Below are 14418 nucleotides of genomic sequence, written 5' to 3'. Positions count from 1 at the left end.
TGTGTCCTTCCTCTCCGGTTTCTGATTCCGTCCCTGCCGGGATGATACAATGTGATTAGTATAACACAGGGCGGGCAATTGAAACAATTGCCCGCCCGCATTTTCTGTAAATTTTTCCCCTTTTACGCGGCCAGCAACTTTTCCACCGCCGCGAGCTGCACGCTGATGCAGAGCAGCTCGACCGCCTGTTCGAGCTCGGGGACGGTCGGGTAGGTCGGCGCGACGCGGATGTTGCGGTCGCGCGGGTCCTTCTTGTAGGGATAGGTGGCGCCCGCGCCCGTCAGCACGACCCCCGCCTCCTTGCAGAGCCGAACCACCCGCCCGGCGCAGCCGTCCATCACGTCGAGCGAGATGAAATAGCCGCCGTTGGGGGCGAGCCATTCGGCGATCCCCTTGCCCGCGAGCTCCCGGTCGAACGCGTCGAGCACCGCCGCAAACTTGGGCCGCAGGAGCTCCGCCTGCTTATCCATGTGGCGCATGACGCCGTCGAGGTCCCCGAAGTACCGCGCGTGGCGCAGCATGTTGAGCTTGTCAAAGCCGATCGTCTGGAAGGAGAGCAGCTCCTTCATCCGCTTCATGACGGCCTCCGAGCAAGCGAACACCGCGATGCCCGCGCCCGCGTAGGAGATTTTCGAGGTGGACGCAAAGATCATGACCCGGTCGGGATCGCCCGCCTTCTTGCACTCGTCGAGGATGTTGAGCAGCGTGTCGCGGCGGTCGGGATAGAGGTCATGGACCGCGTAGGCGTTATCCCACATGATCATGAAGTCGTCCGCGGCGGTCTTCATCCGCGCGAACCGGCGCACCGTCTCGTCGGAATAGGTGATGCCCTGCGGGTTGGAGTACTTCGGCACGCACCAGATGCCCTTGATCGACGGGTCGGAGCCCACCAGGCGCTCGACCGTGTCCATGTCCGGGCCGTCGGGGGTCATCTCGATGGGAATCATTTCGATGCCGTAGAGCTCGGTAATTGCAAAATGGCGGTCGTAGCCGGGCGCCGGGCAGAGGAATTTCACCTTGTCGAGATAGCGCCACGGCTTCGCGCCCGGGCGCACGCCGAGCAGCATCATCTTACCGATCGCGTCGTACATGACCGACAGGCTCGAGTTGCCGCAGACGAAAAGCTCCTCCGGTGCGACGCCGAGCATGTCGCAGAAAATCTTCTTGCACTCGGGGATGCCGTCGAAATCGCCGTAGTTGCGGCAGTCCGCCCCGTCCTCCGCCCTGGTGGACGACTGGGAGGTCACCGTGTCAAGCAGCCCGGAAACCAGGTCGAACTGGTCGGCGGCCGGCTTGCCGCGCGACATGTCGAGCCTCAGCCCCTTCGCCTTGAACGCCTCGTACCGCCCGAGCAGCTCCCCGTGCAGCGCCTCGAGCTCCTCACGGGAAAGCTCCGCATATCCTGACATCACCGCTACCTCCTGCGCCTCGCGGGAAACCCCGCGTTCATTTGCCATCATCGTCAAAACACCCGCCTATATCATATGTAATGGAAAGTTTGTCATACGCCCGCGCGGCTTTCCCGCCGTTTGGGCCCTATGCTATAGTATATGCCAATTTTGCCCGTTTTGCAAGATGAATTTTTGAATCCTGCAAAATTCATGATTCCGCACCAAAACAGGCCCCCGTAAACAGGGGAAATCTGGTCGATCGGCACAGGATTTTCCGGACAAGCTGCATCCTTTCCCGCACCCGGGCGCAGAAAAAATCCGCCGCGGGCCTGTGCCCGCGGCGGATCCTTGTTCTTTTTTAATACTCCGCCGAACCGGTCGTGCGCGGGAAGGGCAGCACGTCGCGGATGTTGGAAACGCCGGTGATATACATGATGAGCCGCTCGAATCCGAGGCCGTAGCCTGCGTGCTTCGTGCCGCCGAACCGGCGCAGGTCGAGATACCAGCTGTAGTCTTCCTCGCGCAGGTCGAGCTCCTTCATGCGGGAGAGCAGCACGTCGAGCCGCTCCTCGCGCTGGCTGCCGCCGATGATCTCCCCGATGCCCGGAACCAGCAGGTCGACCGCCGCGACCGTCTTGCCGTCGTCGTTGAGGCGCATGTAGAACGCCTTGATCTCCTTGGGGTAGTCGGTGACGAACACCGGGCGCTTCATGATTTCCTCTGTGAGGTAGCGCTCGTGCTCGGTCTGCAGGTCGCAGCCCCAGTAGACAGGGTACTGGAAGCGGTCCTTGACCTTTTCCAGCAGCGCGACCGCCTCGGTGTAGGTGACGCGGCCGAAATCGGACGATACGATCCCCTCGAGCCGCTCGATGAGGCCCTTGTCGTAGAAGCTGTTGAAAAACGCCATCTCCTGCGGGCACTGCTCCAGCACGTAGGACAGGACGTATTTGATCATCTCCTCGGCGAGCTCCATGTTGTCCTCGAGGTCGGCAAACGCGATCTCCGGCTCGATCATCCAGAACTCCGCCGCGTGGCGGGGGGTGTTGGAATTCTCGGCGCGGAAGGTCGGGCCGAAGGTGTAGATCTTGCCGAACGCCATCGCCATGCACTCGCCCTCAAGCTGGCCGGAGACGGTCAGGCTCGTCTGCTTGCCGAAGAAGTCCTGCGAGTAGTCGACCTTGCCGTCCTCGGTGAGGGGCGGGTCCTTCGGGTCGAGGGTGGTCACGCGGAACATCTCCCCCGCGCCCTCGCAGTCGCTGCCCGTGATGAGCGGGGTGTGCGCGTAGACGAAGCCGCGCTCGTTGAAGAATTTGTGGATCGCGAACGCCGCCACCGAACGCACCCGGAACACCGCCTCAAAGGTGTTGGTGCGGGGGCGCAGATGGGCGATCGAGCGGAGGAATTCGAGCGAATGGCGCTTCTTCTGGAGCGGATAGTCGGGCGTGGAAAGGCCCTCAACCTCCACCGATTCCGCGTGGATCTCCAGCGGCTGCTTGGCCTCGGGAGTCAGCACCACCCTTCCGTGCACGGTGATCGCGCTGCCCACGTTGAGCTTCACGATCTCGGAGAAGTTCGAAAGGGTCCCCTGCTCGAGGATGACCTGCAAATTCTTGAAGGCGGAGCCGTCGTTGAGTTCGATAAAGCCGATCGCCTTGGAATCGCGGATGGTGCGTACCCAGCCGCAGACGGTCGTCTCTGCGCCGTCGAAATCCTGCGGCGCGGAGAAGAGCTGTTTGATCTCTGTCCGTTTCACAATACTACCTCTTTCCAGATGATATTCACTCCACTAATATACCACAGGATGCCCCGGATTTGCAATAAAAAACCAATCCAAACGGAACCGTCCCGTTCAGAGGACCCACTCGGGTTCCCGGCGCAGGCTGTTTTTCTTCGCGAACGGCTTTTCCGCCACCGACAGCATGAGGCCGTTCACCCTGCGCGCCCCAACCGGGCAGGCCTTAACGCACCGCATGCAGGAGATGCAGCGGCTATTGTCCGTTTTGGAGGGGTCGTCCGCCGGGATCGCCCCGGCGGGGCAGTTTTCGGCGCAGACGCCGCATTTGACGCACTTTCTGTCCGCCTGGGGCTTGAGCGGCACGCCGGAAAATTCCCGGTAGGGCCGGTTCCCCTTGACGGCAAGCGGGCCGAACTCCCCCGCCCCAGCCGCCCGGGCGAGCTTCTCCCTCGCCAGCCCGGCGAACGTCCGGACCGCCTCCAAATCCGCCACGTCGGGACGGCCGCGCGCGACCGAATGGAAGATCGAGTGCTCGGCGAGGAAGGCCCCCGCCCCCGCCGGGCGAAAGCCGTTTTCCTCCGCGAGATCGCAGAGCTCGAGCAGCGCGTCGTCGTAGTCACGGTTGCCGTAGACCGCGACGAGCAGCGCGGGGGTGCCCTCCCCCTTTATCCGCGCGAACCGCTTCGCCGCGGGCGCGGGAATCCGCCCGCCGTAGACCGGGGCGGCGAAGAGGACGAGCTCGTCCGGGCCGAAGCGCTCCTCCTCCGCGTCCGCGCAGGTCAGGTCGACGATGCGCGCGCCGGACAGAAGCGCCTCGGCCAGCGGCTTCGCGACCGCCGCCGTCGTGCCCGTGGGGCTGAAAATGAACGCCGTCAATTTGGTGATCTCCATAGTAGGTACCTCCACTTTCTTTACGGTCTTAGCGGTTCCTCCGCCCTTTCCAGTTCCTCTACGCCGAACGCGATCATGCTGACGATCACGCGATTGACGCTCACGTTCTCCCGCCATGCGATGCGTTCCACTGCCTCGATAAGCCGCTCCGGCAGATAGATCGACCGGTAGACCGACGGGTCCCTCCGCACACCATGTATCTCCAACGGCACGGCAATCACCTCTTCACGCATTGTGCTATCAGGATAGCACAATTGCCAATGATATGTCGTCGGTATTCCGTTGGGTTTTCGATGTTTCTGCGAACAGAGGTTGCGTTTGGAACGGCAACCGCCGCTTCGTTTCTCTTTACGCCGCCCGCGCCGCGCAGAGCTTCCCCGCCGCCGCGCCCGCGAGGCAGAAAACCACGCTCAGCAGGACGTTCGCCGCCGCCAGCCACGGCCGGCCCGCCTGGAAGAGGTTCACCGTCTCAAGACTGAAGGTGGAGAAGGTCGTGAAGCCGCCCATAACGCCCGTCGTCAAAAAGAGGCGCAGCCGGTTCCGGTCAGGGCAGGCCCGCGCGAGCAGCTCCGACAGGAACCCGATCAGGAACGCCCCGGCCAAATTGACCGCGAAGGTCCCCAACGGGAAGCCCCGGGTATCGAGCCGCCCCGCCGCCAGCGAGACGAGGTAGCGCGCCGACGCGCCCAAAAAGCCGCCGCAGCCGACGGCCAGAAGATTTCCCATGCCGCTCCTTCCTTCCGCGAAAAAATAGACGCACGCGCACCCGCCCTCCATTCGGAGGGCAGGTGCGCGCAAAGGGCGCCCCGCCGGGGTGGGGCACACGGGGAGGGGCGGCCCGCCCCTCCCCGTGAGGCGCATCGAGCGGGCATCGCGCGAAGCGCGCTTCGGCGCGCCGCGAGGGCGGCGCGCCGAGCAGTCCCGCGAGCGGGGGCGCTTTGGTCAGGACGCCAAAGCGCCATGCGCCTTTAGCCCGGAGGCCAGGTCATGTCGCGGCCCGCCAGCACGTGGAAATGCAGGTGGCCGACCGTCTGGCCAGCCTTGGGGCCGCAGTTGGTGACGACGCGGTAGTCGTCGCCCGCGCCGAGCTCGGCGGCGACCTTCGCGATGACCGCGAAGATGTGCCCGACGAGGGGCGCGTTCTCCTCGGTGATCCGGTTCGCGCCGGTGATGTGCTCCTTGGGGATCACGAGGAAGTGCACCGGCGCCTTGGGGTCGATGTCGTGGAACGCGTAGCAGCGCTCATCCTCATAGATTTTCCTGCTGGGGATTTCGCCCGCGATGATCTTGCAGAAGATGCAGTCGCTCATGGTATGCCCTCCTTCCCGTATGGTGCGTGTTTATTCGACCAGCCTGCTCACGATGGAGGTCAGCTGGGCCATCGCCTCGTCGACGCGGAAGATCTCCGACGTGCCGCCCTGCGCGCTGTCGGGACGGCCGCCGCCGCTGCCGCCGCAGAGGGCGGCGAGGTCCTTGACGATCTTGCCGGCGTGCGCGCCCTTCTCGACCGCCTGCTTGCCGCAGACCACGAGGATGGACGCCTTGCCGTCGTTGGTGGTGGAGAAGGCGCAGACGATGTCGGAGAACTTCTCGCGCACCCGGTCGCCCATCGTGCGCAGCGCCTCAATCTTCGCGCCGGTCATCGCGACCGACGCGACCCGCACGCCGCCGACGATCTGGGAGTTCTCCAGCACGTTGCCGAGCTGCGCCTCCGCCAGCTTGCCTTCCGCGCCCTCCAGCTTGCGGCGCAGCTCCTTCATTTCGCCGTTCAGCGCCTCGACGCGCGCCGGCAGCTCGGCGGGGCTCGCCTTGACGGCAGCCGCCGCCTGCTCGAGCAGCGCCTCCTGCTCGCTAAAATAGCGCAGCAGGTTCTTGCCGGTGACCGCCTCGATGCGGCGCACGCCCGCCGCGACGGAGGACTCCTTCACGATCTTGAAGAGCCCGACCAGCGCGGTGTTCTCCAGATGGGTGCCGCCGCAGAACTCGGTCGATTCGCCCGGGATGTCGCACACGCGCACAACATCGCCGTACTTTTCCCCGAAGAGGGCCATCGCGCCCAGCTTCTTGGCCTCCTCGATCGGCATCTCGTCGACGTGCACGTCGACCGCCGCGAGGATCATCCGGTTGACGATCTCTTCGACCTTTTTGAGCTCCTCCGGTGTAACCGCCGAGAAGTGGCTGAAGTCGAACCGGCAGACGCTGTCGTCATAGAAGGCGCCCGCCTGGTGCACGTGGTCGCCCAGCACCTGCCGCAGCGCCGCCTGAAGCAGGTGGCAGGCGGTGTGGTTGCGCATGATGTCGCGGCGGCGGTCGGTGTTGATGACCGCCGTCACCCGGTCGCCCACGGCGAGGGTCCCGACCGTCAGTTCGCCCACATGGACGAAATGCCCGCCCTTGGACTTTTTGCAGTCGTAGACGTTGAAGGCGTTCCCGCCAGCCTTGATAAAGCCGCTGTCGCCCGCCTGGCCGCCGCTCTCGGCGTAGAAGGGGGTCACGTCGAGGACGACCGAGCCCATTTCGCCGTCGTGCAGCTCGTCGACGCGCCGGTTGTCCTTCACGAGCGCGACGATTCTCGCCTCGGCGGTGTTCTCGGTGTAGCCGACAAATTTCCCCGGCGCGCCGAGGTCCGCGAGAACGTCCTCCTCCCAGCCGAGATCGCCCAGCGCGGCGCGCGCCTCGCGGGCGCGCTGCTTCTGCGCCTGCATCTGGCGGTCGAACTCCGCCTCGTCCAGCTCGATGTGCCGCTCGGAAAGGATCTCGCGGATGAGGTCTACCGGGAAGCCGTAGGTGTCGTAGAGCTTAAAGGCGTCCGCGCCCTTCATGACCTTCCGGTCCATCTGGGAGTCGATTTTGTCAATGAAGCTGCTCAAGAGCTCCATGCCCTGGTCGATCGTGCGGGCGAAACGTTCCTCCTCGACCTTGATGACCTTGACGATGTAGTCCTTGTGCTCGACCAATTCAGGATAGGCGTTCGCGTTCTCCCCGATGACCGTTTCGCAGACCTTGTAGAGGAAGGGCTCGTTGATGCCGAGCAGGCGGCCGTGGCGCGCCGCGCGGCGCAGCAGGCGGCGCAGCACATAGCCGCGGCCCTCGTTCTGCGGGAGGATGCCGTCGCTCACCATGAAGGTGGTGGAACGGATGTGGTCGGTGATGACGCGCAGCGACACGTCGGTTTTGGCGTCCTTGTGGTACTCGACGTCCGCGATGCGCGCGACGTGCTTTAAGATATTCTGCACCGTGTCGACCTCGAAGAGGTTGTCCACCCCCTGCATGATGCAGGCGAGGCGCTCGAGGCCCATTCCGGTGTCGATGTTCGGGTGCTCCATCTTCTCATAGTGGCCCTCGCCGTCGCCGTTGAACTGGGAGAAGACGAGGTTCCAGAACTCGACGTAGCGGTCGCAGTCGCAGCCGGGGGCGCAGTCGGGCTTGCCGCAGCCGTACTGCTCGCCGCGGTCGAAATAGATCTCCGAGCAGGGGCCGCAGGGGCCGGAGCCGATCTCCCAGAAGTTGTCCTCCTTGCCCAGCCGCACGATGCGCGCCGGGTCGACGCCGACCTCCTTGGTCCAGATCTCCTCCGCCTCGTCGTCGTCCAGGTAGACCGACACCCAGATGCGGTCGACCGGCAGGTCGAGCTCCTTGGTGATGAACTCCCACGCCCACGCGCACGCCTCGTGCTTGAAGTAGTCGCCAAAGGAGAAGTTGCCCAGCATCTCGAAATAGGTGCCGTGGCGGGAGGTCTTGCCGACATTCTCGATGTCGGGGGTGCGGATGCACTTCTGGCAGGTCGTCACCCGGTGGCGCGGCGGCTCCTCAATGCCGAGGAACCACTTTTTCATCGGGGCCATGCCCGAGTTGATGAGCAGCAGGCTCGCCTCGTCGGCGGACGGCATCAGTGGGAAGCTCGGCAGCCGCAGATGCCCCTTGCTCTCAAAAAAGCTGAGGAATTTTTCACGCAGTTCGTTGAGTCCGGTCCATTCCATTGTTTTCAATCGCTCCTTTAACCTTTTCCGGCGGAAATACAAAAAGATGCTCCTCGCCCCAAAAGTTGGGACGAAAAGCATCTGCCTTCCGCGGTACCACCCAAATTGCGCGGGAAACCCCCGCGCCGCTCGCTGCGGTTAACGCCCGCCTGCGTCCGGCTCGTCGCCGGAAGGCTCCGGGGCGGCGCCCGCCTCTTCCGCGGCGCGCTCCCACCAGCCGCGCGCCTCTCTGTGCCGGAATCCACGGATTGACCCCATCTTCGCCGTTATCTCCTTGTAGTATACCCTCCCGCGCGCCCGATGTCAACCGCAAAAACGCGCGGGAAGCGGGTTTACGCGGCCTGCCCGCGCGGGGCGGGGCCCGGCGGCTCCTCCGCGAGCGCGGCCGAGGCGGCGATCGCGTCGAACCCGGCGCGCTCCGCCTCGAAGGCCGCCGCCGGGCAGGTCATCACCGCCACCGCGAACCGCCCCGAGTAGCCGGAAAATTCGATCAGCGTGAAATAGTAGGCGGTTCCTCCCGCCTCTAACAGCACCGACGTAAAGGAGTGTCCCCCGTCGGCGCGCTCCTCCTTTCCGCCCGGCTCCCCCGCGTCCTCCAGCCGGGCGCAAAAGTCCTCCACGTGGAAGTCGAGCGCCTCGGACGGCTCGAACGGCATCGCCGCGCCCTCGCGCGTGTAGGAGAACACGCCCGCCGAGAGCTCCCGTGCCTCTTCGCGGCAGACGAGGTCGAAGGCGCGGCTTTCGGCGTCCGCCGTCCAGCCCGCCGGGAACGTGAAGGTCATTCGCCCGTCCTCCGTCGCGAAAAGCGCGCTTCCCGCGTCCGCGGGCTGTGCGGCGCAGCCGCAGCAGACCAGCAGGGCCGCCAGCGCGGCCATTCCCCGTCTCCCGTTCATCCGTATCCTCCAAACTGTCGTCTATCCCTCGGTGCCCGGCTCCACCCGGTTGCCGAGATATTTCCAGCTTCCGTCCTCTCCGGGCAGGACGGTCAGGTAATACCGTCCCGACCAGTCGTCCGGGCGCACCCAGTCGACCCGCAGCGTCATGCTGCCGTCGGGGTGATCGGTTTTATCCGTCACTTCCAGGTCCCCGCCCACAAAGGTGCCGCTTCCCTGGAAATACTGCATCCGGTAGGTCTGCGTGTCCGGGCGGTAGTTGGGCAGCGCCCGCAGCTCCTCCGCGGTGACCGGGAAATATCCCGTCAGCAGCCCTTCCACATCGGCGGCGGGCACCTCGTAAGTGTCGTAGGCGTCCTCCACCGCTTCATAGGTATCGAAAAGCTCCTTCCCCACGCTGCGCGAGAGCGAGACGAACACGAATTCCCACCACACGTCTTCGTGGTTTTCGGCGTCCCAGTCGCGCGTCAGCACGTTGCTGTGATCCCCGGCGACGGGCATGACATATTTTTCACAGAGACCCCAAAGCTCCTTCGGCAGCGGGACGATCCGCTCCTGCTCCGGGAGCTCGTCCGGGGAACGGCTCCATTCGATCCAGCCGTCCTCCCGGAATTTGACGCCGGACAGCGTCTCCACCGTCGTGGAATCCGACGAGGGCGAAGTGTCCCCGAATTTCCAGCACCGGTATTCCCGGGAGAGCGTCCCGTCCGCCGCCGTCATCCGGTACTGCGCGGCCTCTTCGGCGCCGACCCAGTACCAGGCGGTTTCGGCGTCCTCGCCGCGCCGGAAGGCCTCGCAGAACTCTGCAATCGCCTGCCAGCCCTCGATCCCGCGCTCGCTGTTCCCGTAGTCCCACAGCTTCGCGGGGACGCTCAGCGCCGTTACCGCCGCGAGCAGCCGTTCCCGTTTCGTCTCGGGGAACGCCGCGATTACCTCCCCATACTCCGCCGTGATCTCCCGGGCGACCGGAACGGCGGCCTCCACCACTCGGGCGAACTCCTCATCCACGGCGGGCGCTTCCTCCGTGGGAACGCTCCCGGATTCCGCCGCCGCGGGCGGCACGGAGGATTCCGGCGCGGCGGGCGCGGGAGCCTTCCCGCAGGACGCCAGCGTCAGGCAGCAGAGCAGCGCGCACACCGCGCGCAGGGATTTTCCATACATCATCATCTTTCGCCTCCATACCATACCAAACCATCCGCGGCGGAAGAACGGGACAAAACCGTAGAAAAAGGGGCGGGCGTTCCGCCCGCCCCGGATGGGCTTTCGTTTATATGTTCGTCCCGAGCAGCCGCGCCTTACCGAGCGCGCGGGAAAGCGCGCTGGCGAGCGCTGCGGAAAGCAGGATCTTGACGGCGTCCATCGGAACGAAGGGCGCCACGCAGGCCACCAGCGAGGCGGCGAGCCCGGTGCCCGACACAAACATGAACCACGCGGTTCCCACCGCGTAGCAGAGTGCGAGCGCCATCGTCATCGCGGCGCAGTATTTGAAGAAGCCGCGCCCCCAGCGGCGTGTGACGGCCGAAACCGCCAGCGCCATGAGCGGATAGACGAAGAGGTAGCCCCCCGTGGGCCCGGCGAGCTTATGCAGGCCGCCGGAAAAGTAGGAGAAGACCGGCGCGCCGGCCGCGCCGGCCAGCAGGTAGGCGAGCTGGGAAAAGAAGGCCGTCCGCGGATCGAGCAGCGCCCCGCACAGGTAGATCGCGATCATCGCGCAGGAGAAGGGCACCGGCGTGAAGCCGAGCGGGAAAATGATTTGGGAGGCCACGGCGGTGATTGCCGCGAACATCGCGGCGAGCACCATCCGGGTGACTTTCTGATGCCGCATCACGAACGCCCCCGGGTCATTCGACCGAGATGATGAAGTAGTAGACCGGCTGCCCGCCCTTGATGAGCGCGACCTCGACGTCGTCGGGCAGCTTGTCAGCCACCGCCTCGCGCACGCTCTCGGCCAGCCCGTCCTCGATCTCCTCGCCGTAGAGCAGCGTCACGAAGCTGCTGTCCCGGTGGGTGAGGGCCTTGGCCAGCCGCACGACCGCGCGGGTGAGGTCCTTCTCGGTGAAGGCGAGCCTGCCGTTTTCCAGCGCGAGCAGCTCGCCCTCCTTAATCTTGTGGCCGTCGAAGTCGCTGTCCCGCGCCGCGAAGGTCACCTGGCCGGTCCCGACCCGCTCGAACGCCTTCTGCATCGCGAGCTGGTTGGCCGTCGCGTCGGCGTCGGGGTCGAAGGCGAGCATCGCCGACAGGCCCTGCGGGATCGTGCGGGTCTGGAGCACCACCACCCTGCGGTCGGCCAGCTTGGTCGCCTGCTCGGCGGCCATGATGATGTTCTTGTTGTTGGGCAGCACGAAGACCGTCTTGGCCGGGGTCGCGTGCACCGCCGAGAGGATGTCGTCGGTCGACGGATTCATCGTCTGGCCGCCGCTCACGATGTTGTCGACGCCGAGGTCCTCGAAGAGCTTCTGCACCCCTTCGCCCGCGGCGACCGCAACAAAGCCGTATTCGCGCGACGGGTCGACCGCCGCGTATTTGAAGCCGGCGTCGCTCTCCGGCTCCACGATGCTCGCCTTCTGCGCCTCGTACTGCTCGCGCATGTTCTCGATCTTGAGGCTGGTCAGCTGCGCGCCGTTGGTGCCCGCCTTTTCGAGCGCCTGGCCGGGATGGTCGGTGTGCACGTGGCATTTGATGATGTCGTCGTCGTCGACCACCACCACGCAGTCGCCGATCGATTCGAGGAACTCGCGCAGATCCTGCGGGTCGATCGAGTTTTCCGTCTTTTTGACGAGGAACTCGGTGCAGTAGGTGTGGGTGATCTCCCCCACGTATTCGCCCGCCGCGTTGCGGTCGGGATGGATCGAATCGCTGTCGGCCGGCTTCTCCTCGCCCGGCTCGACGCCCGGGCGGCCGTGGAAGACCTCGGCCATGCCCTCAAAGACGACGATCAGCCCCTGCCCGCCCGCGTCGACGACGCCGGCCTTTTTGAGCACCGGCAGCAGCTCAGGGGTCTCGGCAAGCGCCTCCCTGCCGGCGTCGAGGATGATGTCCCAGATCTCCTCGGTGGTGGTGTCGGCGTGGAGCTCCTCGCGCGCCCTCATCGCGGCGACGCGCGCCACGGTGAGGATGGTGCCCTCGGTGGGCTTCATGACCGCCTTATAGGCCGATTCCACGCCCTTTTCCAGCGCGCGCACGATGTGCTCGGCGTCCGCCTCGGTCTCGTTTTTGAGCCCGCGGGAGAAGCCGCGGAAGAGCAGCGAAAGGATGACGCCCGAGTTGCCGCGCGCGCCGCGCAGCAGCGCCGAGGCGCACACGTCCGCCACGCGGGAAACGGTCGCGTCGTCGGGGACCCGCTTGAGCTCCCGCTTGGCCGCCGAGGCGGACATCGACATATTGGTTCCCGTATCGCCGTCCGGCACCGGGAAGACGTTAAGCGCATCGACCGCCTGCCGCTGGTTGGAAATGTTGTTTGCTCCCGAGATAAACGCATCCCTGAGCATCCGTCCTGTAATCACGATCTTATGACCCCCATCTCAGAAGTTTTGCATCCGTTATGCGTTCTCGGTTTTCATCGCGTCGACAAAGACGTTGACCTTTGCCACCTCGAGCCCGGTGGCCTGCTCCACCGTATAGCGCACCCGGTTGACGATGCTGCGGGTGACCGCCGCGATATTCATGCCGTAGATGACCACGATGTGCAGGTCGACGATGAGCCCGCCGCCCGAGGTGCGCACGCGCACCCCCTCGTCGGGGGTCTTTTTGCCGCGGATGGCGGCGCGCAGCCCCTGCGCGGGGGAACTGACCATGCCCACGACGCCGAAGCACTCGGACGCCGCCTTCCCGACCAGGTTGGAAAAATACTCCTGGGAGATCTCCACCGTGCCGTATTGGTTCTCGATGCTGATCAAAACGAAAAACCTCCATTCTATCTGCCAGCGCAATGTTACGAAATCACGCGGGGTAAAGTTCTACCATTCCATTATATTATAGAAAATATCCTGCTCCGTTGCAAGGATTTCCGCCTGGAAGGCCCGTTCGAACGAGACCGCCCCCTGCCGGAAGACAAGCGGGATGAAGGGCGTCTGGGCGGAGAACGCCTCGCAGAGCGTCCCCACGCCGGTCCCCGTCGCGCGGTAGGCGCGCGCCAGGTCGCTCAGGTACTCGCTGTAGGGGGCCGCGTAGCCGAGGGCCCCGCCGTTTAAGAGCAGGGAAAAATCCATGTTGTCCATCAGCCGCGTCTCGCCGATATAGAGGTCGTAGTTGTAGCCAGCGAGGCTCGACTGGTACTGGGAAAACGACTGGGACACGACCTCCACCCTGATCCCCAGCCGCGCGAGCTGCTCGGCGATCAGCGCGGCCGCCGCGGTGCGCGCGGCGTTCTCGCTGTTGACGAGCAGGCGCAGGGTGACGGGCGCGCCGTAGCGCAGCCGCCAGCCGTCGTCGTCCTTCTGCCGCAGCCCGAGTTCATCGAGCAGCTCCCCGGCCCTGGTCAGGTCGCGCGGCGCGGAGAGCTCGATCGACTCCATGCGGTAGAAATCGGGGTTCAGCGGGTACATCGTCGCCCGCGCGCGGGAGACGTACGCCTTCTGCACCAGCTCGTCGCGGTTGACCGCCAGCGAGAGCGCCTGCCGGAAGGCCGGCTCCGCCAGTAGGCCGCGGCTCCCGTTGATCCCGACATAGACGAGGTTGTTGAGGGATACGGGCGCGCTCTGGGCGGAGAGGTTCGAGAGCTCGGGGTCGCTCAGGTCGGAGTAGACGAGGTCCACATCCCCCGTACGCAGGCTGAAGCCGAGCGCGCCCGGGTCGGACACCCCCACCAGCAGCACCTTTTTGATGCTGCCCGCCTCCTGCCAGTAGAGGGGGTTCTGCTCGAGGACGACCCCCTGCCGCCAGGTGCCCGAGACGTAATACTTGCTGACGCCGACGGGAAAGTCCTCCCCCGCCGTGCCCTCCTTGATGATCGGGAAGGAGAGCAGCGCGGGGAAATCCGCGTCAGCGGAATAGAGCCGGAAGACGACGTCGCCGTCGCTGTTGACTGAGCAGCCCGACACGTTCTGAAGCATCTGCTTCCAGTTGGAGTCGGAGGCGACCGCGGTCGTGAACGAGTAGATGACGTCCTTGCCGTCCAGGCGGGTGCCGTCCCAGAAGAGCGCGTCCCCACGCAGCTTCACGACGTACTGCTTGCCGTCCGTCTGCGTGATCTCCCGCGCCAGCAGGTTTTCCGGCCGCCAGGTCTTGTCGGGCCGGGTGAGGCTGTCGTAAAGCAGCGGAACGAGCTGCCGGTTGAGCTGGGAGGTAATCGTATAGGGGTTGAGGGAATCCGAGGGGTCGTAGGCCACGCGCACCTCGCCTTCGACGGGCGCGGCGGATTCCTCCGCCTCCGTCGCGGACGGGGCGGACTCCTGCAGTTGGCCCGTAATATCCACCTGCTGCTGGTCGCTCAAATCGACGGGGGCGCAGCCGCCCAAAAGGACCGCCAGCGCCGCCAGCAGCGCATAAAACCGTTTTTTCATCCCGCACTCCCATGCCATCGTCCCGGC

At 65.2% G+C, this 14418-nt stretch carries 13 protein-coding genes; all 13 read right to left on the bottom strand.

The features are described from left to right. Positions 1-122 precede the first annotated feature (122 nt). The 13 genes from NE609_RS07765 to NE609_RS07705 all read right to left on the bottom strand — a co-directional run bounded on the left by NE609_RS07765 (position 123) and on the right by NE609_RS07705 (position 14391). Positions 123-1409, bottom strand: a complete 1287-nt coding sequence (locus NE609_RS07765) for an aminotransferase class I/II-fold pyridoxal phosphate-dependent enzyme (RefSeq protein WP_256152216.1) — start codon at positions 1407-1409, stop codon at positions 123-125. A 340-nt stretch (positions 1410-1749) separates the two neighbouring features. Beyond that, positions 1750-3144, bottom strand: a complete 1395-nt coding sequence (asnS, locus tag NE609_RS07760) for an asparagine--tRNA ligase (RefSeq protein ID WP_121585909.1) — start codon at positions 3142-3144, stop codon at positions 1750-1752. 96 nt (positions 3145-3240) lie between these two features. Further along, positions 3241-4017 (bottom strand): 4Fe-4S binding protein, encoded by a 777-nt coding sequence (locus NE609_RS07755; protein WP_256152215.1) that lies wholly within the window; start codon positions 4015-4017, stop codon positions 3241-3243. Positions 4018-4037: 20 nt separating this feature from the next. Then, positions 4038-4229, bottom strand: a complete 192-nt coding sequence (locus NE609_RS07750) for a hypothetical protein (protein WP_121585913.1) — start codon at positions 4227-4229, stop codon at positions 4038-4040. Between the two features lie 136 nt (positions 4230-4365). Further along, positions 4366-4743 carry a fluoride efflux transporter CrcB gene (gene crcB, locus NE609_RS07745; protein WP_121585915.1) on the bottom strand — a complete coding sequence of 126 codons (378 nt, stop codon included), beginning with the start codon at positions 4741-4743 and terminating at the stop codon, positions 4366-4368. Between the two features lie 242 nt (positions 4744-4985). After that, complete coding sequence (locus NE609_RS07740; RefSeq protein WP_101551225.1) at positions 4986-5327, bottom strand: histidine triad nucleotide-binding protein; 342 nt, start codon at positions 5325-5327, stop codon at positions 4986-4988. 30 nt (positions 5328-5357) lie between these two features. Further along, complete coding sequence (alaS, locus tag NE609_RS07735; RefSeq protein ID WP_256152214.1) at positions 5358-7997, bottom strand: alanine--tRNA ligase; 2640 nt, start codon at positions 7995-7997, stop codon at positions 5358-5360. A 332-nt stretch (positions 7998-8329) separates the two neighbouring features. Next, positions 8330-8890: a hypothetical protein gene (locus tag NE609_RS07730; RefSeq protein WP_256152213.1), complete on the bottom strand. Its 561-nt coding sequence runs from the start codon at positions 8888-8890 to the stop codon at positions 8330-8332. Between the two features lie 21 nt (positions 8891-8911). Then, the gene (locus tag NE609_RS07725) at positions 8912-10057 is read right to left on the bottom strand and encodes a DUF6070 family protein (protein WP_256152212.1); all 1146 of its coding nucleotides are present in this window, start codon (positions 10055-10057) and stop codon (positions 8912-8914) included. 100 nt (positions 10058-10157) lie between these two features. Continuing rightward, positions 10158-10715 (bottom strand): biotin transporter BioY, encoded by a 558-nt coding sequence (locus tag NE609_RS07720; protein WP_121585922.1) that lies wholly within the window; start codon positions 10713-10715, stop codon positions 10158-10160. Between the two features lie 16 nt (positions 10716-10731). Continuing rightward, the gene (locus tag NE609_RS07715) at positions 10732-12393 is read right to left on the bottom strand and encodes a DAK2 domain-containing protein (RefSeq protein ID WP_121585924.1); all 1662 of its coding nucleotides are present in this window, start codon (positions 12391-12393) and stop codon (positions 10732-10734) included. Between the two features lie 36 nt (positions 12394-12429). Further along, complete coding sequence (locus tag NE609_RS07710) at positions 12430-12786, bottom strand: Asp23/Gls24 family envelope stress response protein (protein ID WP_101551237.1); 357 nt, start codon at positions 12784-12786, stop codon at positions 12430-12432. A gap of 60 nt (positions 12787-12846) precedes the next feature. Beyond that, the gene (locus NE609_RS07705) at positions 12847-14391 is read right to left on the bottom strand and encodes an ABC transporter substrate-binding protein (protein WP_256152211.1); all 1545 of its coding nucleotides are present in this window, start codon (positions 14389-14391) and stop codon (positions 12847-12849) included. Between the last annotated feature and the right edge of the window lie 27 nt (positions 14392-14418).

It is taken from the genome of Anaerotruncus sp. DFI.9.16 (genome assembly GCF_024461615.1).
GTDB classification, from domain to species: domain Bacteria; phylum Bacillota; class Clostridia; order Oscillospirales; family Ruminococcaceae; genus Anaerotruncus; species Anaerotruncus massiliensis.
This window is presented reverse-complemented; position numbering and strand designations above follow the sequence as displayed.